The sequence below is a fragment of the Micrococcus sp. Mcc89 genome (assembly GCF_024519795.1).
Classification (GTDB): domain Bacteria; phylum Actinomycetota; class Actinomycetes; order Actinomycetales; family Micrococcaceae; genus Micrococcus; species Micrococcus luteus.
On record NZ_JALJRI010000042.1, the window covers coordinates 31205 to 53619 of the forward strand.

The window sequence follows — 22415 nt, forward strand, 5'->3', positions numbered from 1 at the left end:
ACGGTGTGGCGCGTCCGAGGCGCCGGGTAGATTGGCGGGGAGTCACCCGTTCCCTGCCGACGAGGGCCGCGTCTCGAGTGCGGCCAGAAGGAGAGATCATCCGCATGTCGAAGATCATCTACACGCTCACGGACGAGGCCCCCATGCTGGCCACCGCGTCGCTGCTGCCGATCGTGCGCGCCTACGCGGGCACCGCCGGCGTGGAGCTGGAGACCCGTGACATCTCGCTGGCCGGCCGCATCCTCGCCGCGTTCAAGGACGTCCTGCCCGAGGACCAGCGCACCGCGGACGCCCTCGCCGAGCTCGGCGAGCTCGTGAAGTCCCCCGAGGCGAACGTCATCAAGCTGCCGAACATCTCCGCCTCCGTGCCGCAGCTGCGCGCCGCGATCAAGGAGCTGCAGGCGGACGGCTACGCGCTGCCGGAGTACCCGGACGAGCCGAAGACCGACGAGGAGAAGGACGCGAAGGCGCGCTACGACTCGGTCAAGGGCTCCGCCGTGAACCCGGTGCTGCGCGAGGGCAACTCGGACCGCCGCGCCCCGAAGGCCGTGAAGGCGTACGCCAAGCGCTTCCCCCACTCGATGGGCGAGTGGACCCCGGACTCCAAGACCGCCGTCGCCACCATGGGCGCGGACGACTTCCGCGCCAACGAGCAGTCCGTGACCCTGCCGGCCGCCGACGTGCTGACGATCGAGTTCACCGGTGAGGACGGGAAGACCACCGTGCTCAAGGAGGGCCTGAAGGTCCTCAAGGGCGAGGTCGTGGACGGCACGTTCATGTCCGCCAAGGCCCTGGACGCGTTCCTCGCCGAGCAGGTCAAGCGCGCCAAGGAGGAGGGCATCCTCTTCTCCGCGCACCTGAAGGCCACCATGATGAAGGTCTCCGACCCGGTGATCTTCGGCCACGTCGTGAAGGCCTACTTCTCCGAGCTGTTCGAGAAGTACGGCGAGCAGCTGGCCGCCGCCGGCCTGTCCGCGAACAACGGCCTCGCCGCGATCGAGGGCGGCCTGGACAAGCTCGACGCCGAGACCGCCGAGGGTGTGCGCGCCGCCATCGCCGCCGCCTACGAGAACGGCCCGGACGTGGCCATGGTGAACTCCGCCAAGGGCATCACCAACCTCCACGTGCCCTCCGACGTGATCGTGGACGCCTCCATGCCGGCCATGATCCGCACCTCCGGCCGCATGTGGAACAAGGACGACCAGACCCAGGACACCCTGGCCGTCATCCCGGACTCCTCCTACGCCGGCGTCTACCAGGCCGTGATCGACGACTGCAAGGCCAACGGCGCCTACGACCCCACCACCATGGGCACCGTCCCGAACGTGGGCCTCATGGCGCAGAAGGCCGAGGAGTACGGCTCGCACGACAAGACGTTCATCATGGACGCCGCGGGCACCGTGGCCGTGAAGAACTCCGCCGGGGAGACCCTGCTCTCCCACGAGGTCGAGGCCGGCGACATCTGGCGCGCCTGCCAGACCAAGGACGTCCCGGTGCGCGACTGGGTGAAGCTGGCCGTGACCCGCGCCCGCGCGTCCCAGACCCCGGCCGTGTTCTGGCTGGACGAGACCCGCGCCCACGACCGTGAGCTCATCAAGAAGGTCGAGGAGTACCTCAAGGAGCACGACACCGAGGACCTGGACATCCGCATCCTCTCCCCGGTCGAGGCCGCCAAGCTCTCGGTGGAGCGCATCCGCCGCGGCGAGGACACCATCTCCGTGACCGGCAACGTGCTGCGTGACTACAACACGGACCTGTTCCCGATCCTCGAGCTGGGCACCTCCGCGAAGATGCTCTCGGTCGTCCCGCTGCTCAACGGCGGCGGCCTGTTCGAGACCGGTGCGGGCGGCTCCGCCCCGAAGCACGTGCAGCAGCTGGTGGAGGAGAACCACCTGCGCTGGGACTCCCTCGGTGAGTTCCTCGCGCTGGCCGTGTCCTTCGAGCACGAGGCGGTCGCGAACGAGAACCACCGCGCGCAGGTCCTGGCGGACACCCTGGACGCCGCCACGGGCACCCTGCTGATCGAGGGCAAGTCCCCGCAGCGCAAGGTCGGCGAGCTGGACAACCGCGGCAGCCACTTCTACCTGGCGCTGTACTGGGCCCGCGAGCTGGCGAAGCAGACCGAGGACGCCGAGCTGGCGGCCGCGGCGAAGCCGGTCGCCGAGGAGCTGGAGGCCCAGGAGGAGACCATCCTGGCCGAGCTCAACGGCGTGCAGGGCTCCCCGGTGGACCTGGGCGGCTACTACGCGCCGGAGCTGGAGAAGGTCACCTCGGTGATGCGCCCGTCCGCGACGCTCAACGCGATCGTGGACAAGCTCTCCGTCTGAGCATTCGAGCGCCGGGGGCCGGGTCGCGTGCGTGGAGCGCGCGGCCCGGCCCCTTGTCGTTCCCCGGCGCCCGACGCCGACCCCCGGCCACCCGGCCACCCGAGACGGCTCCCCGCCCGCAACGCGGGTTGAGTTGTCACGGGTGTGCGTGCCCCGGACCCGTGACAACTCAACCGACGTTGCCCGGGGGGAGGGGTGGTCAGCCCGCGTGTGCCGCCTCGTGGGCCAGCAGGGCCTGCTTCGCGGCGGTGCCGTAGAGGTAGTGGCCGGCGGCGCCGTCGGCGCGCACCACGCGGTGGCAGGGCACGACGACGGCCACCAGGTTGGCGGCGCACGCCCCGCCGGCCGCGCGCACGGCCCGCGGGGCCCCGCACCGCTCGGCCAGGCCGCCGTAGGTGGCGGGGGAGCCGGGGGCGATGCCGCGCAGCTCCCGCCACGCCCGCTGCCGGAACGCGGTGCCCGGCTGGGTGACGTCGAGGGCGTCGAGCGCGGCCACGTCCCCCGCGGCGTAGGCGGCCAGGGCGTCGGCGACGGGCTGGGACACGCCCGGGCGCGGCTCCACGGGGCGCGGGTTCATCTCGCGGTCGGCGGTCTCCGGGTCCAGGGCCACGAGCCGGTCCATGAGCGTCTCGAGGAGGCGCCCGATCGCGGCGGCGGGGGGCTCCGAGTCCTCCGGCACGGCCACGCCGGAGGCGCGCACCGTCTGGTCCTCGGGGGAGAAGACGGCCACGAGGGTGAGCTCGGTGGCGGGCAGGGCGGCGGCGGTCCAGCGCAGCTCGGGAAGCAGGTCCATCCCCTCATTGTCCTGCACGGCCCGGCCCGGACAGGTGTTCGCGCGTCCCCTCCCTGTGTCAGGCTGGCGTCCATGACTGAGATCCGCGTCTTCGAGCACCGCACCCTCCTGCGCCACCCGCGTGAGGTCGTCTTCCGCTGGCTGGAGAACCCCGGCGCGCTGGAGCGGCTCACCCCGCCCTTCGCCGGCGAGGTGGTCCAGGGACCCACGGACGGCCTCCGCGTGGGCTCCGAGTCACGGCTGCGCATCCAGGCCCCCGGGGCGGCCGGCCTGTTCGCCGGCGCGGCCCACGGGATGCTCACGGGCCTGCTGCCGGACGCCGTCGCCTCCCGCCTGCCCGGTGGGGCCGCGCCCGCGGTGCCGTGGCGCGCCCGCCACACGGCCTACGAGGAGGGCCGCATGTTCCGGGACGAGATGGTCTCCGGACCTCTGGCCTCCTGGCGGCACACTCACCTGCTCGATGACGCCGCGCCCGGTGAGGCGGACACGGCGGACGGCCGGCGCGGCACGGTCGTGACGGACCACATCGAGTACGCCCTGCCGGGGGAGTCCCTGGTGGCCCGCGTGCCCGCTCTGGGCACCGCGGCCTCGCGCCGCGCCCACGAGGCCTTCGAGGCGGAGCTGGGCCGCCAGTTCGCCTATCGCGCCCGCGTGATGGCCGACGACCTGGACTTCCACGCCGCCCACCCCGGTCCCCTCGTCGGCGGGCCGGCCCGCGCGGTCGCCGTGACGGGGGCCGGCGGACTGATCGGCCGGCAGCTCTGTGCCCTGCTCACCACCGGCGGCCACCGCGTCATCCGGCTCGTGCGGAGCCCGAAGAAGGCCGGCGCGCTGGACGCGGCGCTGTGGGACCCCGGCCGGGAGACCGTGGATGAGGACGCCCTGGCCGAGGCCGACGTCGTCGTGAACCTGGCGGGCGAGCCCATCGCGGGCCGGTTCTCGGACGCGCACAAGGAGGCCGTGCACGACTCGCGCGTGCGCGGCACGCGCACCCTCGTGGACGCGCTCGCCCGGATCGCCGCGCGGGAGGGGGACGAGGCGCGGGCGCGGGCACTCGTGAACGGCTCGGCGATCGGGTACTACGGGGCGGACGCGGGCACGGGCCCGTTCGGCAGCGGCCTCGTCGAGGATCTGGAGCCCGGGGACGACTTCCTCGCCGAGGTCGTCGCGGACTGGGAGGCGGAGGCCCGGCGCGCCGAGGCGGCCGGGATCCGGGTCGCGATGCTGCGGACCGGCGTGGTCCTGAGCCCGGCCGGGGGCATGCTGCAGCAGGTGCTGCCGCTGTTCCTCGCGGGCCTCGGCGGTCCGGTCGCGACCTCGGGTGGGGAGAGCCACGACGGCAGCCCGTGGCTGAGCTGGATCGGCGCGGATGACATCGCGGGGGCCTTCGCCCACGCGGTGCTCGACGACGGCGTCACCGGCCCGGTGAACGCGGTGGCGCCCGTGCCGGTCACGGCCCGGGAGTTCGCCACCGTGCTCGGGCGGGTGCTGCGCCGGCCCGCGGTCATCCCGGTGCCCGAGGCCGGGCCGCGCCTGCTGCTGGGCGAGGAGGGCCGGATGGAGACCGTCGCGGCCGACCAGAAGGTCCTGGCGGACCGGCTGGTCTCCTCCGGCTACGAGATGCGCGACCCCGAACTGGAGGGCGCGTTGCGCCACATCCTCGGGCGGTGACGGGGGTGGGGGCGCGTCCCACAGAGACGCTGCCCCGGCGGGTGGTCAGTCCTGCAGCGCGCCGGTCTCCCGGATGAGCTGGCCTAGCGCGGTGAACGCGTCGCGGGCCAGGGCCTCCCACAGGGCCAGGGCCAGCTGGGGGAAGCCCTCCTGGAGCGCGACCATCACCTGGGCGGTGAGGACTCGCGCCGTCACCGGCCCGCGCGCGCGGACGGTGGAGGGCTGGCGGCCGGGCTGGCCCAGGGCCATCTCGCCGAACGTCATCCCCGGGGTGAGCAGGGTGCGGCGCACGCGGCGGCTGCCCGTGCCCTGACCCGAGAGCTCCACGCTGCCGGAGACGATCACGTAGATGCCGCCGAACGGCTGGCCGGCGCGACGGATGATCTGGCCGTCCGAGTAGACCCGCTCGTCCATCATGGACTCGAGCAGACGCGCGTCGTCCGCGGAGAGGTGCTGCAGCAGGGGTGCCACGGCCGCCTCCTGGGCGTCCCGCGGCAGCAGGTGGGGGGCGTGCCGGGAGAGCAGCCGCTGCTCGGCCCACTGGGCGGCCCGCGAGCGGGAGTCGAAGAACACGAACTGCGCACCCTCGGCGGCGGGATCCACCCCCTCGGCCTCATCCTGCAGCGGCTCGGGCAGGTCGACCTCCACGGACTCCTCGACGGCCGCCATCAGCTCCTTCATCTCCGCGGCGTCCCGGTCCACGACGACGACGTCGAGCCCGTTGCCCAGCGCGCGGGCGAACCACTGGGCCACCAGCAGCCGGGCCGGACGGGAGATGGAGCTGACCGAGCGCATGTCCACCACGAGCGTCTCGAGGACCTCCGGTAGACCACGGCTGACGCGGGCGATCGCGTCCACCTGGCTGAAGCCGAGGTGACCGCCCAGCTCCATGACGTGCACGGTGTCCGCGAACCGCCCGAGCGCCTCGAGGACGACGGCGCTGCGCACCGTGCCCGAGGGCGCCTGATCGATCCGGTAGTGGGTGCGCAGGGCCGCGCGCGGGGAGCCGGTGACCACCGACGGGTGCAGCTCGAAGTCCTCGACGAGGGTCCGCAGGGCGGCCATCGCCGCGGCGCCGAGCCCGTTCTCGTCCGTCGTGTCCGACTGCAGCGCCAGACCGAGGTGGCCCGGCACCACCACGAGCACCGTGCCGCCGCGCGTCGACGCCCAGCCGGGCTGGCCGACGTCGTATGCCCACCGGGAGTCCCGGGTGTCCATGCCGCAGGAGTCCATCACGGAGAGCACACCGCGGACCGTCTCCTCGCTCAGCACACGGTCCCCGGTGACGGGGTGGACACCGCCGTGCGCGAGGGTGCCGGCGAGCAGGGCGAGGTCCTCCACGGTCACGGCGGCGGCACGCACCGTGGCGATGTCCTCGAGCAGCGTCTCGGGGTCGGCGTCCAGCGTGTCGAGGGACTTCATCAGCCACGCAGCGGACCGGGTGTGATGCTGGGCGCGGTTCTCCGCACGCGCGGCCGACTCCGTGACGGTGACCTCGCGGTCGAACAGTGCGGAGAGCAGCTGCATCATGCGCGCGGTGCGGTCGCGGCCACCGCGGCCCTTCACCAGGGAGGCCGTGGCCACCGCGCCCGCGTTCTGGAGCGGGTTGTGCGGCAGGCCCGTGACGGCGTCCACCTCGACCCGGTGGTCCAGGTCCCGCACGGGGGCGGCGCCCACGCGCTCGCCCACCCGCACCGCGCCGAGGTCCTCGAGGGCCTGCGCGTGGAACAGGGGAGAGGCGAGCGTGGCGAGCGGCACGGGCGTCATGGATCCGGAGACGTAGCGGTGCCCGTCCACCATGAGCATCGCGACGCCCAGCCCGTCCGGGACCTCCCCCTCACCCGCGTGGGCCGACGTGAGGCGATCGAGGTGCTCCTGGACGGGTGTGGTCATGGGTCACAGCCTAGTCAGTGGGACGGTCCCGGGACAGCGCGACGGAGGCGGGCACAATGGACCCGATGCCCACCCCCGCCGATCCCGTCGCCGTCCCCACCGCCCTCGCCGCCGCCCTCGACCGCCTCGGTGCCGGGCTGACGTTCACCGCCGCCCTGCCCGACCTCGAGGCGGCGCTGGACGCGCGCGGGGCGGCCGTCGTCGAGGCGCCCCCGGGCACGGGCAAGACCACCGTGGTCCCGCCCGCGCTCGCGGTCCGGCTCGCGGACCACGGCGGCGGGCGCGTCCTGGTCACGCAGCCGCGGCGGGTCGCGGTGCGCGCGGCCTGGCGGCGGCTGCGCACGGCGGTGCTGGGCGCCGCGGCCGACGCGCAGCCCGGCGCCGGCCCCGACGCGCGGGCTCGGCTCGCGGACGCCGCCGTCGGCTACGCGGTGCGGGGTGATGCGGCCGGCGGCGGGGCCTCGGCCGTCGAGTTCGTGACCCCCGGCCTGCTGCTGCGCCGCCTCCTCGCCGACCCCGGGCTCGACGGCGTGGACGCGGTGGTCCTGGACGAGGTCCACGAGCGGGACCTGGACACAGACGTGCTCTTCGCGCTCCTCGCCGACCTGCGGCAGCTGCGTCCCGAACTCGCGCTCGTGGCCATGTCCGCCACCGTGGACGCGGCGGCCCTGGCCACCCGCTGGGCCCGCGGCATGGGGGAGGAGGCGCCCCTGCCCGTGGCCTCCACCCCGGCCGTGCTGCACCCGCTGCGCGAGGAGCACGCCCCCTTCCGCGGCCACCGCCTCACCGCCGAGGGCCGCGTGGACCGGGCCTTCCTCGACCACGTCGCGGCCACGGCCGCGCGCGCCCACGCCGCGGCGCTCGACGCCGACCCGACCGTGGACGCCCTCGTCTTCCTGCCCGGCGTGGCCGAGGTCGAGGCGGTCGCGGGGCGCGTCGCCGCGCTCGCCCCGGACACCGAGGTCCGCGTCCTGCACGGCCGCCAGGAGCCCGCCGACCAGGACGCCGCGCTCGCCGGCCGCGCCGACCCCACCGTGCCGCGCGTCGTCGTCGCGACGGCGGTCGCCGAGTCCTCGCTGACCGTGCCGGGGGTGCGCCTCGTCATCGACGCGGGCCTGGCCCGCGAGCCGCGCCGGGACCGGGGGCGCGGCATGGCCGGGCTCGTCACCGTCCAGGCCTCGCGTGCCGCCGCCGGCCAGCGTGCGGGCCGCGCCGCCCGCCTCGGCCCCGGCACCGTGGTCCGCTGCCACACCGCCGCGGCCCTGGGCACCGCGCCCGCAGCCCCGACGCCGGCCCTCGCCGTCGTCGACCTCGCGCCGGTGGCCCTGGCGTTCGCGGCGTGGGGCGCCCCAGGTGGGCGCGGGCTGACCCTGCCCGAGGACCCGCCGGCCGACGCGATGGCCGCCGCCGAGCGCACGCTCGCCTCCCTCGACGCGGTGGACGCGGACGGGCGCATCACCCCGCACGGCGCCGTCCTGGCCGAGCTGCCCCTGGACCCGCCCCTCGGCCACGCCCTCCTGCGCGCGGCACCGTGGACGGGGCCCCGCCCCGCGGCCGAGGCGACGGCGGCCCTCGCCCTGGACCTGCGCGCCCCCGGGGCCGACCTCGAGGCGCTGGTCGCGGCCGTGCGGGACGGCCGGCACCCGGAGGCCGGGCGCTGGCGCCGGGAGGCGGACCGACTGGAACGACTCGCCCGTCGGCACGCACACCACGCCCCGGATGAGCCCGGGCCCGAGGCGACGGCGACCGCGCGGCGCCACCCCGCCGGCCTCGTGGCCGCCCTGGCCTTCCCCGCGTGGATCGCCCGACGCGCGGGGGAGGCGGGCGCGTACCTGCTCGCCTCCGGCACCCGCGCGGCCCTGCCCCGCGACGCCGCCGGCGGCGGCCTGGCGGGGCAGGAGTGGCTGGCCGTGGCCGAGGTCGCCCGCATCGCCGGGGACGCGGCCGGCACGGGTGCCGCGATCCGCGCGGCCGCGCCGATCGACCGGCCGCTCGCCGAACTCGCCGGCGCGGGCCTGCGGCGCACCGAGGACACCGCCGACTGGCGCGGGGACCGGCTCACCGGCCGCCGCATGGACCGGCTGGGCGCGCTCGTGCTGGCGGAGACGCCGGCCCGCGTCGCCCCCGACGCCGCCGCGCAGGCCGTGCGCGCCGCACTCGCCGCCGACGGCCTCGCCCGGTTCGACCCGAGCGGTCGGACCGAACGCCTGCGCCGCCGGGTGCACCTGCTCCACCGCGTCCTCGGCGCCCCGTGGCCGGACCTCTCGGACGCGGCGCTGCCCGGCCTGGACGCGCTGGTCGACGGGCTCGCGGCCGACCTGGCCGCGGGGCGGCCCCTCGCGCGCCTGGACGCCGAGGCGCTGCTGCGCGGTGCCCTGCCGTGGCCGGAGGCGGGGCGGCTGGACGAGCTCGCCCCCGAGCGTCTGCCCGTGCCGAGCGGGCGCGCCGTCGTCGTGGACTATCCGGCCGTCCACGAGGACACCCCGCCCGTGGTCGCCGCCAAGCTGCAGGAGTTCTTCGGGGCGCGTGTCACCCCCGCTGTCGCGGACGGTCGTGAGCCGGTGGTCCTGCACCTGCTCTCCCCGGCAGGTCGCCCGCTCGCCGTGACCGCCGACCTGCCCTCCTTCTGGGCCGGCCCCTACGCGCAGGTCCGCGCTGAGAACCGGGGGCGCTACCCCAAGCACCCGTGGCCCGAGGATCCCGCCGCCGCGGAGCCGACCGCCCGGACGAACCGCCGCGCCCGCTGAGAAAGGGGTCCGCGAAACGTGCAGGAATCGCTGTGATGCGTGATGATGGCCGTCACATCCGACTCGCATCGATTGAGGTTCCACTAGTGAGACACGACACGCGGGCACGTCAACGGCGCCGGGCCACGCTGGCCGGCGCCGTCGCCGCGGGCGCGCTGATCCTGGCCGGGTGTGCTCCGGCCGAGCAGACGCCCACCCTGACCTGGTACACCAACCCCGACGACGGCGGGCAGGCGAAGATCGCCGCCCAGTGCACCGACGCCGCGAACGGCCGGTACAGAGTCGAGACGTCCATGCTTCCGACGGACGCCGCCTCCCAGCGCGAGCAGCTGACCCGCCGCCTCGCCGCGGGCGACACGTCGATGGACATCATGTCCCTCGACCCGCCGTTCGTCCCCGAGCTCGCCGAGCCCGGCTTCCTGGCCCCCGTGCCGGAGGAGATGCAGGCGTACGCGAAGGACAACGCCCTGGAGGGCGCGCTCGCGGCCGCCAGCTGGAAGGACGAGCTCGTCACGGTCCCGTTCTGGGCCAACACGCAGCTGCTCTGGTACCGCAAGTCGGTCGCCGAGGCCGCGGGGCTGGACATGTCCCAGCCCGTCACGTGGGACCAGCTGATCGAGGCCGCCCGCAGCCAGGACAAGGACCTGGCCGTCCAGGGCGCCCGTGCGGAGTCCATGACCGTGTGGCTCAACGCGCTCATCGAGGGCGGCGGGGAGCAGATCGTCCCCAACGCCGAGGCGCCCACGGACGAGGTCACCACGAACCTCGACTCCGAGGCCGGCCGCACGGCCGCCCGGATCATCTCCACGATCGGCAAGGAGGGTCTCGGCAGCGCCGGCCTGCCGACCCAGGACGAGAACGCCTCCATGCTGCTCTTCCAGGGCAAGAACGGCTCGTTCATGGTCAACTGGCCGTTCGTCTGGCCGGCCACCCTCGGCTCCGTGGAGGAGGGCTCGCTGCCGGAGGACCTGCCCGAGGACATCGGCTGGGCCGTCTACCCCCGCACCGTCGAGGGCGAGGACGCCGCGCCGCCCGTGGGCGGCATCAACCTGGGGGTGGGCGCGAAGTCCGAGCACCAGGACCTCGCCTGGGACGCGATCTCCTGCATCACCACCACCGAGCACCAGAGCCAGTACTTCGTCGAGAACGGCAACCCGCCCGCCGACCCGGCGGCCTACGACGCCCCCGAGGTCGCCGAGAAGTACCCCATGGCGGACACCATCCGGGAGTCCCTCGAACTCGGCGCCCCGCGGCCGCAGACCCCGTACTACAACGAGGTCTCCACCGCGATCCAGCAGCGCTACGCGCCGCCGTCGGGCGTCACCGAGTCCACCCCGGCCGAGACCGACGACTTCATCCAGGAAGTCCTGAGAGGGGAGCGTCTGCTGTGAGCCACGTCGACACCGCACCCGCCGCATCCACCCCGCGCGCCGCCGAGGGTCGTCGCCCCCGCCGGGTGAAGTCCCAGCGCGCGAAGTCCGAGGCGCGTCTCGGCTGGCTCCTGGCCGGCCCCGCGTTCTTCGTGATGCTGTTCGTGGTCCTGTACCCGATCCTGCAGGCCCTCTACGACTCGCTGTTCACGTACCGGCTCACCGCGCCGGGCGACCGCGAGTTCGTGGGCCTGGGCAACTACGGCGTGATCCTCACGGACCCCGTGTTCTGGAAGGGCCTCGGGGTGACCCTGCTGATCACCGTGGTGACCGTGGTGGTCGAGCTCATCCTCGGCTTCCTGCTGGCCCTGGCCATGCACCACGCCATCAAGCAGACCCGCGGCCTGATCCGCACGATCATCCTGGTGCCGTACGGCATCATCACCGTGGTCTCCGCGTTCGCGTGGTTCTACATGTTCTCGATCGACTCGGGCTACATCAACGCCTGGTTCGAGTGGCTGCCGGGCGTCGACGCGGACCTGAACTGGTTCGCGCAGGGCAGCACCGCGCTGTTCGTGATCATGCTCTCCGAGATCTGGAAGACCACCCCGTTCATCTCCCTGCTCCTGCTGGCCGGCCTGGCCCAGGTGCCGGGCGACCTCACCGAGGCCGCCTCCGTCGACGGCGCCTCGTGGTGGCAGCGGATGAAGCTGGTCATCCTGCCGAACATGAAGGCCTCGATCATGGTGGCCGTCCTGTTCCGCGCGATGGACGCGTTCCGCATCTTCGACTCCATCTACATCATGACCAACGGCGCCTACGGCACCGAGGTCCTCTCGCTGCTGGCCTACCGCACGTCCATCGGCCGGCTCGAGATCGGCATGGGTTCGGCGGTCTCCGTGATCCTGTTCCTGTGCGTGGCCCTCATGGCGGTCATCGCCGTCAAGGGCTTCAAGGTGGACCTGGCCGACCGAGGAGGTTCCAAGTGAGCACCGCCGCATCCGCTCCCGCCCCCGAGGGCCGCGCGCCTGAGGGCCGCGCGCCCCACCGTCGCGGCACCGGAAAGGCCACCGCACTGTGGTGGATCCTCACCGTCGTGATCGGCGTGTGGTGCCTCTTCCCGCTGTTCTCGATCTTCGCGACCAGCTTCAAGACGCCCGCCGACCTCGCCAACGGCAAGCTGCTGCCCACCCAGTGGTCCACCGTGAACTACGAGGAGATCTTCGTGGGCGGCTCGCGCGAGCTGTTCCTCACGGCGCTGCGCAACTCGATCGGCATCACCGTGATCGCCACGATCATCGCCGTCATCCTGGCCACGCTGTGCGCCTACGCGATCGCCCGCCTGGACTTCCCGGGCAAGCGGATCGTGCTCACGGTGTCCCTGATGGTCTCGATGTTCCCCGTCATCTCCCTGGTGACGCCGCTGTTCAACATGTGGCGCACCCTCGGGCTGTACGACACGTGGCTCGGCCTGATCATCCCCTACCTGTCCCTGACCCTGCCGATCTCCATCTGGACCCTGGCCGCGTTCTTCCGCCAGATCCCGTGGGAGCTCGACCAGGCCGCGCAGGTGGACGGCGCCACCCCGCTCGAGGCGTTCCGCAAGGTGATCGTCCCGCTGGCCGCCCCCGGCGTCTTCACGACGGCGATCATCGCCTTCTTCATCGCCTGGAACGACTTCGTGTTCGGCATCTCCCTGACCTCCACCGAGACCGCGCGCACCGTGCCCGCCGCCCTGGCCTTCTTCACCGGCGCCTCGCAGTTCGAGTCGCCGACCGGGGCCATCTCGGCGGCCGCGATCATCGTGACCATCCCGATCGTGATCCTGGTGCTGGCGTTCCAGCGTCAGATCGTGGCCGGCCTGACCAACGGCGCGGTGAAGGGCTGAGGCCCGCACACGAGACCTCCCGAAAGGACCCCCCGATGGCCTCCATCACCCTGAACCACATCGACAAGACCTACGACGACGGCTTCCACGCCATCAAGGACGTGAACCTGGAGATCGAGGACGGCGAGTTCGTCATCCTCGTGGGCCCCTCCGGCTCCGGCAAGTCCACGCTGCTGCGCATGATCGTGGGCCTCGAGGACATCACCGACGGCGAGATGCTGATCGACGGCCGCCGCGTGAACGAGGCGGCCCCCAAGGACCGCAACCTCGCGATGGTGTTCCAGAACTACGCGCTGTACCCGCACCTGACGGTGTACGAGAACATCGCCTTCCCGCTGCGGCTGATCAAGGACAACAAGCCCTCCGAGGAGGAGATCGACCGCAAGGTGCGCGACGCCGCCCGCGTGCTCGAGCTCGAGGACCACCTCGAGCGCAAGCCCGGCAACCTCTCCGGCGGCCAGCGTCAGCGCGTGGCCATGGGCCGGGCGATCGTGCGCGAGGCGGACGCGTTCCTCTTCGACGAGCCGCTGTCCAACCTGGACGCCAAGCTGCGTGGGCAGATGCGCGCGGAGATCTCGCAGCTGCAGCGCCGCCTGGCCACCACCTCCGTCTACGTGACGCACGACCAGACCGAGGCCATGACCCTGGGCGACCGGGTGGCCGTGCTCAAGAAGGGCGAGCTGCAGCAGGTGGCCAGCCCGCGCGAGCTCTACGAGCAGCCGCTCAACCTGTTCGTGGCCGGCTTCATCGGCTCGCCGTCGATGAACTTCCTGCCCGCCTCGCTGAAGCAGAAGGAGGGCGGCCACGTGCTGTCCTCGCCGATCGGTGACATCCCGGTGCCGCCCGAGAAGGCCCGCGCCGCCGAGGGGCGGGACATCGTGTTCCTCGGCCTGCGGCCGGAGTTCTTCGAGGACGCCGAGCTGGTGGAGGACAGCCGCCGCGACCAGGGCTCCACCTTCGACGCGACGCTCACGCACCTGGAGTGGCTCGGCCACGAGCAGTACGGCTACATCGAGTTCGATCCGGACCCGGCCGTGGCCGAGATGCTCTCCTCGCTGGCCAAGGACCTGGACGCGGACGAGCTGCGCCCCGTCGTCGTGGCCACCCTCTCCGGCGAGTCCCGCGCCCGGCCGGGCACGCCGACCCGCCTGTGGGTGGACACCACCCGCGTGCACCTGTTCGACCCGACCACCGGTGAGAACCTCACCCGCGACCCCGAGGTCGGCGCGGAGCTGACCCGCCGGGCCGCCGAGGAGCGCCGCCGCCAGATCGAGATGGCCACCGAGCGCGATGCCGCCGAACGCGAGGCGGACGCGCCGCGCCGCTGAGCCGGCACCGCGGACGCCGGGGGCGGGTCAGTACCCGCCCTCGGCGTCCACCAAGCCCTCCAGCTCCGTCCCGGCCGCGCGGGCCCGCAGGTTCCGCTCGACCCGCGCGTGGAGCAGCGGGACGCACATCTCCGGGGTGTCCGCCGTGTGCGGCGTGATGAGCGCACGCTCCTCCGTCCAGAGCGGGTGGCCCTCCGGCAGCGGCTCGGGGTCGGTGACGTCCGTGCCGTAGCCGTGCAGCCGGCCCGCCGCGAGGGCCTCGACGACGGCGTCCGTGTCCACCAGCGTCCCGCGGGCGATGTTCACGAGCACGGCGTCCTCGTCCAGGAGGGCGAGGCGGTCGGCGTCGAACAGGCCGCGGGTCTCGTCCGTGGCGGCCGCGGCGATCATCACGACCTGCGCACCGGGCAGGACCTCGTCGAGGCGGTCGGTCGTGACGGTGCGGTCCGCGCCGGGCACGTCTCCCGCGCGTCGGCGGACCGCGGTGACGTGCACGTCCCAGGTCTTGAGCAGGCGGATGTACTCCTGTGCGATCCCGCCGCCGCCCACGACCACGGCGTTCAGGCCGTTCAGGGTGCGGCCGGAGGAGGGGCCCCACGTGGTGGCGCGGACGCGCGCGGGCAGGTCCCGCAGCAGGGCCAGGGTGAGCAGCAGCGCGTGTTCGGCCACCGGCGGCGCGTACGTGTCCTTGGCGGACGTCCACACGATGTCCGGGCGGCTGCGCACGAGGGGGACGAACGGCTCGATCCCGGCGAACGGGAGCTGCACCCAGCTCACGTGGGGGTGGGCGGTCAGGGCCGCGGCGAGCGCATCGACCGGGATCGGGCGGACCATCAGCAGGGCCGTGGCAGAGGTGTCGCCCTCGGCCACGGCGGCGCCGCCGACGTCGGCCACGGCCTGCTCGGCCAGCCGACGGGCGTGGGCGTAGGGGGTGCCGGCGACGTCCTGCGCCGCGGGGAGGACGAGCAGGCGCTCGGGGACGTCGTCGGGTCGGGTGCGGGGGAGAGCGGAAGAGGTGGGCATGGTGCCCACCGTCCCACATCCTCCGGGCCCGGTTCAGCCGGCGACGGCGTCCCGGTGCGCGGCGGACAGCCGCAGGTAGGTGGCCGCGTTCTTCTTGAGGCCCTCCCGCTCCTCGTCCGTGAGGGGGCGGCGGACCTTCGCGGGGACGCCCGCCACGAGAGAGCCGGCCGGGACCTGCGTCCCCTCGAGCACCAGGGCCCCGGCGGCCACGAGCGAACCGGCCCCGATCACCGCGCCGTTCATCACCGTGGCGGACATGCCGATCAGGCAGTCGTCCTCCACGGTGGCCCCGTGCACCACGGCGGAGTGGCCCACGGAGACACCGGCGCCCAGGGTGCACGGGAAGCCCTCGTCCGCGTGCAGCACCACGTTGTCCTGCAGGTTGGTGCCCGCCCCGACGCGGATGGGGGCGGAGTCACCGCGGGCGGAGACGCCGTAGAAGGCCGAGGAGCGCTCGGCCATCTCGACGTCGCCGGTGATCGCGGCGGTCGGGGCGAGGAAGACGGACTCGTGGATGCGCGGGGTGGCACCCGCGACGGTGATGATGTGGGCCATGCCACCAGCCTAGGCGGGCAGGACGACGGCGCCGCGTGGCGCCGTCGTCCCGGGCTCAGCTGAAGACGACGGTCCGCCGGCCGTCCGCGAGGACGCGGTGCTGGGCGTGCCAGCGCACGGCCTGCGCGAGCGTGGAGCCCTCGACGTCGCGGCCGCGGGCCACGAAGTCGGCGGCGGTCTGGGCGTGGGTCACCGGCTGCACGGACTGCGCGATGATCGGGCCCTCGTCCAGGTCGGCGGTCACGTAGTGGGCGGTGGCGCCGATGAGCTTCACGCCGCGTTCGTGCGCCTGGTGGTAGGGGCGGGCGCCCTTGAAGGAGGGCAGGAACGAGTGGTGGATGTTGATGGCCATCCCGGCCAGGTCCCGGCACAGCTCGTCCGAGAGGATCTGCATGTAGCGGGCCAGGACCACCAGCTCGATGTCGAACTGGGCGATCAGGTCGCGCAGCCGGTCCTCCGCGGCCTCCTTGGAGTCCCGGCTCGAGGGGTCCTTGGAGACGGGCACGTGGATGAAGGGCACGCCGTAGAAGGAGGCGAGCGGCTGCAGGTCCAGGTGGTTCGAGACCACCACGGGGATCTCGATGGGCAGGGTGCCGGCGCGCTGCTGGAAGAGCAGGTCGTTGAGGGTGTGCCCGTCCTTGGAGCACATCACGAGGGTGCGCATGCGGTGCGCCGCGTCCCACAGGCCCATGCGCATGCCGAACTCCTCGCGCACCGGCACGAGCGCCTGGTCGATGTCCTCCCGCGTGGCCGGGGTCACGAACTCCACGCGCATGAAGAAGTCGCCGGTGTCCGGGGAGTCGTACTGCTGCGACTCGGTGATGTCCGCCTCCACGCCCAGCAGGGCGCCCGTCACGGCGTGCACGATGCCCTTGCGGTTCGTGCAGGCCAGCGTGAGCACGTGGGCGTGCTCGGCGCCGGAGGCGGGGGAGGGGCTGGGGGAGAGGGCTGCCGTGTCCATGGCGTCGATGGTAGGCGGTGCCGGCCGCGCGGAACCGCGGGATGACGGGGCTGATCCCTGGTCGGGGGGCCGGGCCCCGTGTCATCCTCAAGACCAGGTTCCCCGCCGCGCGGCGGCGCGGGAAGCACGACGCGGCGCCCGGCCCGGCCGGTCGCCCCAGACGACCGAGGAGCACCCCCATGCCACAGTCCACCCTCTACTGGATCATCGCGGCGATCATCGTCGTGCTGCTGATCCTGATCATCCTCTCGGTGATCGCCTCCCGCCGTCGTCGCGAGGCCGAGGCCGAGGCCGCCGAGACCCGGCTCGAGCGTCGGGGTGTCACCGCGGACACCGCGGGTGAGCAGGCGGCCGCCCCCGCGGCCCCGCCCCGCCTCTCCCGCCTGGACGAGGTGGTGGCAGAGAAGGACGCGCGCCCCGCAGCCGCGGTGAAGCCCGCCGGGGGTATGGCTGCGTTCGACACCGCCGCGGCGGACCGCGAGACCGACGAGTCCGTCGCCGGCGTGGCCGGCGGGGCGGGGGTGACCGTGGACCAGCACGACGCCCCGAGCACCGAGGCCGCCGCTGAGACCCACCGTCGCGATGCCGCGGCTCCGGCCACCCGGGGCACTCTGCGCCCCGCCGCGGCGGCGCCGAGCACGGCGCGCGAGACGGACACCGTGGGCCTGGGCGCGGCCGGTGTGGCCGGCGGCTCCGGCGTCACCCTGGACGAGCAGACGCCCGCGGCCGACGTCCCGGCGACCCCGGCCTCCCCGTCTCCGGTGACCGAGACCCCCGCCCCGGCGGCACCGGCCGCCGAGGCTCCGCAGCACAGAAGCCACCTCACCCCGGCTCCCGAGCACGTGCACGGGACCGTCCCCGCCGCCGAGGTCGCCACCGAGCACACCCCCACCAAGGAGTTCGCCACGGACGCGATCCCCGTCCCTCAGGGCGAGCACCTCGAGACGCACACGGTCGCCACCACCGCGCACGGCTCGGTCACCGTCGTGGCCACCGAGTCGGACCAGGCCCAGCAGAACGGCGCCGACGGGGCGGAGCGCTCGGCCGCCGGGTCCCTGCGCATCGACGGCACGCCCGGGGTGCCCGGTCGCGTGGCGGAGGCGGACCGCGAGCCGGCGCGCACCGATGACCACGGCGCGGACGTCGCGCAGCCGGCGGCGGTCGAGCCCGCGGCTGAGCGCCCGTCCCTCGAGGCCGCGGCCGAGCGCCCGTCCCTCGAGGCCACCCCGGCCACCCGACGGGCCGAGGCCCCGGAGACCCACGCCGGCACCACGCCGGCCACGCCCCTGGGCGGCGCCCCGGAGCTGGATCCGACCGCGGCCTCGTCCGGCCGTGCGGAGGACGCCACTCCGGCGACCCGCCGCGAGGCCCGCGCCGCGCAGTCGGCGGCAGCCGCCGGGACCGCCGCGCCGACGTCGTCGACGCCCACGACCGTGGCCCCGGACACCTCCACCTCCTCCGCCCCCACGGATGAGGAGCCCGCCGAGGACGACACCGAGGGCGCCGCCCTCCCGGACCTGCGGGCGGACCGCGACCAGACCCGAGGCTCGGACGCCGAGGGCGAGTCGAAGCTGGCCCAGGCCGGCGCCGTGGCGGCCTCCGCGTTCGAGACCGTGCGTGACAAGGTCGCCGTCCCGCTGCGGGACAACGTGGCCGTGTCCGCCAAGGACAAGGCCGTGAAGGTGATCAAGGACAAGCTGGCCCAGGCGCAGGAGCGCCGCTGGGGCAAGCGCTGACCTGGGCATTCGCCCCACGACGACGGCGGCCGCCCCCTCGTGCGAGGGAGCGGCCGCCGTGCGTTCAGCGGAGCGCGCGCGGGCGCCCGCCGGGGGAGGGAGCCGTCAGATGCGGGCCTCGCCGCCGGCCTCGACGCCCGGGATGCCGTCGCCCTCGTGGCGCTTGACCTCGTCCTCGATGCGCTGGCCGATCGCGGTGTCCACGTTCTTCCAGTACTCGAAGGCGCGGGCCTGGACGTCCTGGCGGACGCCCTTCAGCGCGCCGGCCACGGTCTCCACGAAGTCCTCGCGCTCCTGGGCCGAGAAGACCTCCCGGACGAGGGTGCCGGCCTGGCCGAAGTCGTCGTCGTCCGCGCGCAGGGCCTGGGCCTCGCGGGTCAGGGTGCCGTCGGCCTCCCAGCCGTCGTCCACCGGGCCGGTCTCGTCCGACCAGGAGTCGCCGTTGGAGTTCGGCGCGTAGGTGGAGCGGTCGCCGGTGTGGTCGTACCACATCTGGCCGTCGAAGGCGTAGTTGTGCACCGCGTTCTTGGGACGGTTCACCGGCAGCTGGTTCACGTGGGCGCCCACGCGGTACAGCTGTGCGTCGTGGTACGCGAAGGCGCGGCCCAGGAGCATGCGGTCCGGGGAGAGGCCGATGCCCGGCACGGTGTTGCTCGGGCTGAACGCGGCGGACTCGATCTGCGCGAAGTGGTTCTCCGGGTTGCGGTTCAGGGTCAGCGTGCCGACCTTGATGCGCGGGTAGTCCTTCTTGGAGATCGTCTTCGTCAGGTCGAAGGGGTTGAACCGGTAGGTCTTGCCCTCCTCGTAGGGGATCGCCTGGATGTAGAGGTCCCACTTGGGGTGGTCGCCCTTGGCGATGGACTCGAACAGGTCCTGGCGGTGGAAGTCGGCGTTCTCGCCGGCGATCTTGGTGGCCTCGTCGTTCGAGAGGTTGTGCACGCCCTGCTGGGAGATGAAGTGGTACTTCACCCAGTGCTTCTCGCCCTGGGCGTTGACCCACAGGTAGGTGTGGGAGCCGTAGCCGTTCATCTCACGCCAGGTGCGGGGCAGGCCGCGCGGGCCCATCAGGTAGGTCACCTGGTGCGCCGACTCGGGGTTGTTGGTCCAGAAGTCCCACTGCATGGTGGCATCGCGCAGGCCGGAGTCCGGCAGACGCTTCTGCGAGCGGATGAAGTGGGTGAACTTCATCGGGTCGCGCAGGAAGAAGATCGGGGTGTTGTTGCCGACGATGTCGTAGTTGCCCTCCTCGCTGTAGAAGCGCAGCGCGAAGCCGCGCACGTCGCGCCAGGTGTCCGGGGAGCCGAGCTCGCCGGCCACGGTGGAGAAGCGCAGGAGGGTCTCGGTCTTCGTGCCCGGCTGGAACACGAGGGCCTTGGTGTACTTCGACACGTCCTCGGTCACCTCGAACTCGCCGAAGGCGCCGGAGCCCTTGGCGTGCGGGCGGCGCTCCGGGATGTTCATGCGGTTGAAGTGCTGGTGGGTCTCCAGCAGGTGGGTGTCGTGCAGGACGATGGGCCCCTCGCTGCCCACGGTCAGGGACTGGCGGTCGCTGACGGCCGGGGCGCCGTTCTGGCGGGTGGAACCGGTCGCGTGCGGGGTCTTCTTCTGGTACTCCGTCATGGAACTCTCCTTCGTCGATCGACGTCGGCCGCGCACCGATCGGCGCGGTGGGCGGCGTCACCCCCGATCTTGGCATATTTCTGAATCAGTCAAAAGAACCGGGTGCCGGGGTCGGTCGCCGGGGCCGCGGGCCGCCGTCGCGCAGGCCCGACGACGGCGCCTGGTCACTAGGATGGAGGGCACCGGAGCCTTCCGGCCGCACAGACCCCCGTTCGAAGGGAACCCCCGTGACGCAGACGCCCGACATCAACACCCAGCCCCTCGCCGAGGTGGACCCGGAGATCGCCGCGGCGCTCGCGGACGAGCTCGGCCGCCAGCGGGGCACGCTCGAGATGATCGCCTCGGAGAACTTCGTGCCGCGCGCCATCCTCGAGACGCAGGGCTCGGTGCTGACCAACAAGTACGCGGAGGGCTACCCGGGCCGCCGCTACTACGGCGGCTGCGAGTTCGTGGACGTGGCCGAGAACCTGGCCATCCAGCGCGCCAAGGACCTGTTCGGCGCCGAGCACGCCAACGTCCAGCCGCACGCCGGCGCCCAGGCCAACGTGGCCGTGATGACCTCGCTGCTGGACCACGGGGACACGATGATGGGCCTGTCCCTGGCGCACGGCGGCCACCTGACGCACGGCATGAAGCTGAACTTCTCCGGCAAGAACTACAGCATCGCCGCGTACGAGGTGGAGCCGGACACCCACCGCATCGACATGGACAAGGTGCGCGAGAAGGCCCTCGAGGCCCGGCCGAAGGTGATCGTGGCCGGCTGGTCCGCCTACCCCCGTCAGCTCGACTTCGCCGCCTTCCGCTCGATCGCGGACGAGGTCGGCGCCAGGCTCTGGGTGGACATGGCCCACTTCGCCGGCCTCGTGGCCGCCGGCCTGCACCCGAACCCGGTGCCGCACGCCGACGTCGTCTCCTCCACCGTGCACAAGACCCTCGCCGGCCCCCGTTCGGGCTTCATCCTCTCCACCGAGGAGCTGAAGAAGAAGATCGACTCCGCCGTGTTCCCGGGCCAGCAGGGCGGCCCGCTGATGCACGCGATCGCGGGCAAGGCCGTGGCCTTCAAGATCGCCGGCTCCGCGGACTTCAAGGAGAAGCAGGAGCGCACCCTGGCCGGCGCGCAGATCCTGGCCGAGCGCCTGACCGCCCCGGACATGGCCGAGCACGGCATCTCGGTGCTCACCGGCGGCACGGACGTGCACCTCGTCCTGGTGGACCTGCGCGAGTCCCAGCTGGACGGCAGGCAGGGCGAGGACATCCTGCACGAGGTCGGCATCACCGTGAACCGCAACTCGGTGCCGTGGGACCCGCGTCCGCCGATGACCACCTCCGGCCTGCGCATCGGCACCCCCGCGCTGGCCTCCCGCGGCTTCGGCGAGGCCGAGTTCCGCGAGGTGTCCGACGTCATCGCCGAGGCGCTGAAGCCGAGCCCGGACGTGGAGGCGCTGCGCGCCCGCGTCGTGAAGCTCACCGAGGACTTCCCGCTGTACGACGGCCTCGAGGGCTGGTGAGCCGGCGATGACCGCGAAGGTCCTGGACGGCAAGGCCACCGCCGCCGCGATCAAGGAGGAGCTGCGCGGCCGCGTGGCCGCCCTCGCCGAGCGCGGGCACACCCCCGGCCTCGGCACCCTGCTCGTGGGTGAGGACGCCGGCTCGCAGAAGTATGTGGCGGGCAAGCACCGCGACTGCGCCGAGGTGGGCATCGAGTCCATCCAGCGTGAGCTGCCCGCGGACGCGACGGAGGAGCAGATCCTCGACGTCGTGCGCGAGCTGAACGAGGACCCGGCCTGCACGGGCTACATCGTCCAGCTGCCGCTGCCGAAGCACGTGGACACCCAGAAGGTGCTCGAGGCCATCGACCCGGACAAGGACGCGGACGGCCTGCACCCCATGAACCTGGGGCGGCTCGTGGCCTCGGTCGGCGGCGAGCTGGACTCGCCGCTGCCGTGCACCCCGGCCGGCTGCGTCGAGCTGCTGCGCCACCACGGTGTGGGGCTGGCCGGCAAGCACGTGCTCGTGATCGGCCGCGGCGTGACCATCGGCCGGCCCGCCGGCCTCGTGTTCACCCGCCGCGAGGTCAACGCCACCGTGACCCTGGCCCACACCGGCACCACGAACCTCGACGAGCTGCTGGCGAGCGCCGACGTCGTGATCGCCGCCGCCGGCTCCGCCCACATGGTGAAGCCGGAGCAGGTCAAGGAGGGCGTGATCGTCCTGGACGTGGGCGTCTCCCGCGTGACCGGGGAGGACGGGACGTCGCGCGTCCTGGGCGACGTGGACCCGGCCGTGAAGGAGAAGGCGGCCTGGATGGCGCCGAACCCGGGCGGCGTCGGGCCGATGACCCGCGTCATGCTGCTGGCGAACGTCGTCGAGGCCGCCGAGCGTGCCGCCGACGGCGAGGACTGGGCCGGGGAGCGGGCCGGAGCCTGACCTCTCCCACTCCCGCGACCAACCCTGCGATATGGCCCCCATCCACCCCGGATGGGGGCCATATCGCAGGGTTCGT

Annotated in this window: 16 protein-coding genes; 10 read left to right on the top strand and 6 right to left on the bottom strand. The window is 73.5% G+C overall.

What is annotated here, in order from left to right:
• The first annotated feature begins 104 nt into the window (after positions 1-104).
• Positions 105-2327, top strand: coding sequence for an NADP-dependent isocitrate dehydrogenase (locus NR072_RS05460; RefSeq protein WP_250161995.1), 2223 nt, complete (start codon positions 105-107; stop codon positions 2325-2327).
• A gap of 199 nt (positions 2328-2526) precedes the next feature.
• Here NR072_RS05460 and NR072_RS05465 read toward each other — a convergent pair whose 3' ends face one another.
• On the bottom strand, positions 2527-3120 hold the full coding sequence (locus NR072_RS05465; protein ID WP_134416276.1) for a methylated-DNA--[protein]-cysteine S-methyltransferase: 594 nt from the start codon (positions 3118-3120) through the stop codon (positions 2527-2529).
• A gap of 72 nt (positions 3121-3192) precedes the next feature.
• On the opposite strand from NR072_RS05465, the gene NR072_RS05470 reads away from it, so the two are divergent.
• Positions 3193-4791 (top strand): TIGR01777 family oxidoreductase, encoded by a 1599-nt coding sequence (locus tag NR072_RS05470; RefSeq protein ID WP_063188956.1) that lies wholly within the window; start codon positions 3193-3195, stop codon positions 4789-4791.
• 45 nt (positions 4792-4836) lie between these two features.
• Here the strand turns inward: NR072_RS05470 and NR072_RS05475 are convergent, their stop codons facing one another.
• Complete coding sequence (locus NR072_RS05475) at positions 4837-6684, bottom strand: glutaminase (protein ID WP_250161994.1); 1848 nt, start codon at positions 6682-6684, stop codon at positions 4837-4839.
• 65 nt (positions 6685-6749) lie between these two features.
• Here NR072_RS05475 and NR072_RS05480 point away from each other — a divergent pair, with 65 nt between their 5' ends.
• The 5 genes from NR072_RS05480 (at position 6750) to NR072_RS05500 (ending at position 14017) form a co-directional block, all read left to right on the top strand.
• Positions 6750-9431 carry an ATP-dependent helicase C-terminal domain-containing protein gene (locus NR072_RS05480; protein ID WP_256836431.1) on the top strand — a complete coding sequence of 894 codons (2682 nt, stop codon included), beginning with the start codon at positions 6750-6752 and terminating at the stop codon, positions 9429-9431.
• Between the two features lie 86 nt (positions 9432-9517).
• Complete coding sequence (locus NR072_RS05485) at positions 9518-10822, top strand: extracellular solute-binding protein (RefSeq protein ID WP_256836433.1); 1305 nt, start codon at positions 9518-9520, stop codon at positions 10820-10822.
• Positions 10819-11790: a carbohydrate ABC transporter permease gene (locus NR072_RS05490; RefSeq protein ID WP_036381993.1), complete on the top strand. Its 972-nt coding sequence runs from the start codon at positions 10819-10821 to the stop codon at positions 11788-11790. Before NR072_RS05485 ends, NR072_RS05490 begins: the two co-directional genes overlap by 4 nt.
• Positions 11787-12689, top strand: coding sequence for a carbohydrate ABC transporter permease (locus tag NR072_RS05495; protein ID WP_080695865.1), 903 nt, complete (start codon positions 11787-11789; stop codon positions 12687-12689). Before NR072_RS05490 ends, NR072_RS05495 begins: the two co-directional genes overlap by 4 nt.
• A 35-nt stretch (positions 12690-12724) precedes the next feature.
• Entirely contained in the window at positions 12725-14017 is a 1293-nt protein-coding gene (locus NR072_RS05500) for an ABC transporter ATP-binding protein (protein WP_063188965.1), read from the top strand.
• A gap of 27 nt (positions 14018-14044) precedes the next feature.
• Here the strand turns inward: NR072_RS05500 and NR072_RS05505 are convergent, their stop codons facing one another.
• From NR072_RS05505 to NR072_RS05515, 3 genes are read right to left on the bottom strand one after another with little or no spacing between them, the layout of a single operon-like run.
• Positions 14045-15049 carry a D-isomer specific 2-hydroxyacid dehydrogenase family protein gene (locus NR072_RS05505; protein ID WP_373021483.1) on the bottom strand — a complete coding sequence of 335 codons (1005 nt, stop codon included), beginning with the start codon at positions 15047-15049 and terminating at the stop codon, positions 14045-14047.
• Between the two features lie 24 nt (positions 15050-15073).
• Positions 15074-15595: a gamma carbonic anhydrase family protein gene (locus NR072_RS05510; RefSeq protein WP_036314590.1), complete on the bottom strand. Its 522-nt coding sequence runs from the start codon at positions 15593-15595 to the stop codon at positions 15074-15076.
• Positions 15596-15650: 55 nt separating this feature from the next.
• The gene (locus NR072_RS05515; RefSeq protein WP_049145581.1) at positions 15651-16556 is read right to left on the bottom strand and encodes a formyltetrahydrofolate deformylase; all 906 of its coding nucleotides are present in this window, start codon (positions 16554-16556) and stop codon (positions 15651-15653) included.
• A gap of 179 nt (positions 16557-16735) precedes the next feature.
• Between NR072_RS05515 and NR072_RS05520 the strand changes: the two genes are divergently transcribed.
• The gene (locus NR072_RS05520) at positions 16736-18292 is read left to right on the top strand and encodes a hypothetical protein (protein WP_256836440.1); all 1557 of its coding nucleotides are present in this window, start codon (positions 16736-16738) and stop codon (positions 18290-18292) included.
• Between the two features lie 105 nt (positions 18293-18397).
• Here the strand turns inward: NR072_RS05520 and NR072_RS05525 are convergent, their stop codons facing one another.
• On the bottom strand, positions 18398-19912 hold the full coding sequence (locus NR072_RS05525; RefSeq protein WP_256836442.1) for a catalase: 1515 nt from the start codon (positions 19910-19912) through the stop codon (positions 18398-18400).
• Between the two features lie 227 nt (positions 19913-20139).
• Here NR072_RS05525 and glyA point away from each other — a divergent pair, with 227 nt between their 5' ends.
• Both glyA and NR072_RS05535 read left to right on the top strand, forming a co-directional pair.
• Complete coding sequence (gene glyA / locus NR072_RS05530; protein ID WP_010079361.1) at positions 20140-21420, top strand: serine hydroxymethyltransferase; 1281 nt, start codon at positions 20140-20142, stop codon at positions 21418-21420.
• A 7-nt stretch (positions 21421-21427) separates the two neighbouring features.
• Positions 21428-22339 (top strand): bifunctional methylenetetrahydrofolate dehydrogenase/methenyltetrahydrofolate cyclohydrolase, encoded by a 912-nt coding sequence (locus NR072_RS05535; protein ID WP_036338210.1) that lies wholly within the window; start codon positions 21428-21430, stop codon positions 22337-22339.
• Positions 22340-22415: the final 76 nt, after the last annotated feature.

Bases quoted from the DNA above. Each gene is read 5' to 3' on its own strand.
- NR072_RS05460 (WP_250161995.1), top strand. From the start codon at position 105: ATGTCGAAGATCATCTACACGCTCACGGACGAGGCCCCCATGCTGGCC.
- NR072_RS05465 (WP_134416276.1), bottom strand. From the start codon at position 3,120: ATGGACCTGCTTCCCGAGCTGCGCTGGACCGCCGCCGCCCTGCCCGCC.
- NR072_RS05470 (WP_063188956.1), top strand. From the start codon at position 3,193: ATGACTGAGATCCGCGTCTTCGAGCACCGCACCCTCCTGCGCCACCCG.
- NR072_RS05475 (WP_250161994.1), bottom strand. From the start codon at position 6,684: ATGACCACACCCGTCCAGGAGCACCTCGATCGCCTCACGTCGGCCCAC.
- NR072_RS05480 (WP_256836431.1), top strand. From the start codon at position 6,750: ATGCCCACCCCCGCCGATCCCGTCGCCGTCCCCACCGCCCTCGCCGCC.
- NR072_RS05500 (WP_063188965.1), top strand. From the start codon at position 12,725: ATGGCCTCCATCACCCTGAACCACATCGACAAGACCTACGACGACGGC.
- NR072_RS05510 (WP_036314590.1), bottom strand. From the start codon at position 15,595: ATGGCCCACATCATCACCGTCGCGGGTGCCACCCCGCGCATCCACGAG.
- NR072_RS05515 (WP_049145581.1), bottom strand. From the start codon at position 16,556: ATGGACACGGCAGCCCTCTCCCCCAGCCCCTCCCCCGCCTCCGGCGCC.
- NR072_RS05520 (WP_256836440.1), top strand. From the start codon at position 16,736: ATGCCACAGTCCACCCTCTACTGGATCATCGCGGCGATCATCGTCGTG.
- NR072_RS05525 (WP_256836442.1), bottom strand. From the start codon at position 19,912: ATGACGGAGTACCAGAAGAAGACCCCGCACGCGACCGGTTCCACCCGC.
- NR072_RS05535 (WP_036338210.1), top strand. From the start codon at position 21,428: ATGACCGCGAAGGTCCTGGACGGCAAGGCCACCGCCGCCGCGATCAAG.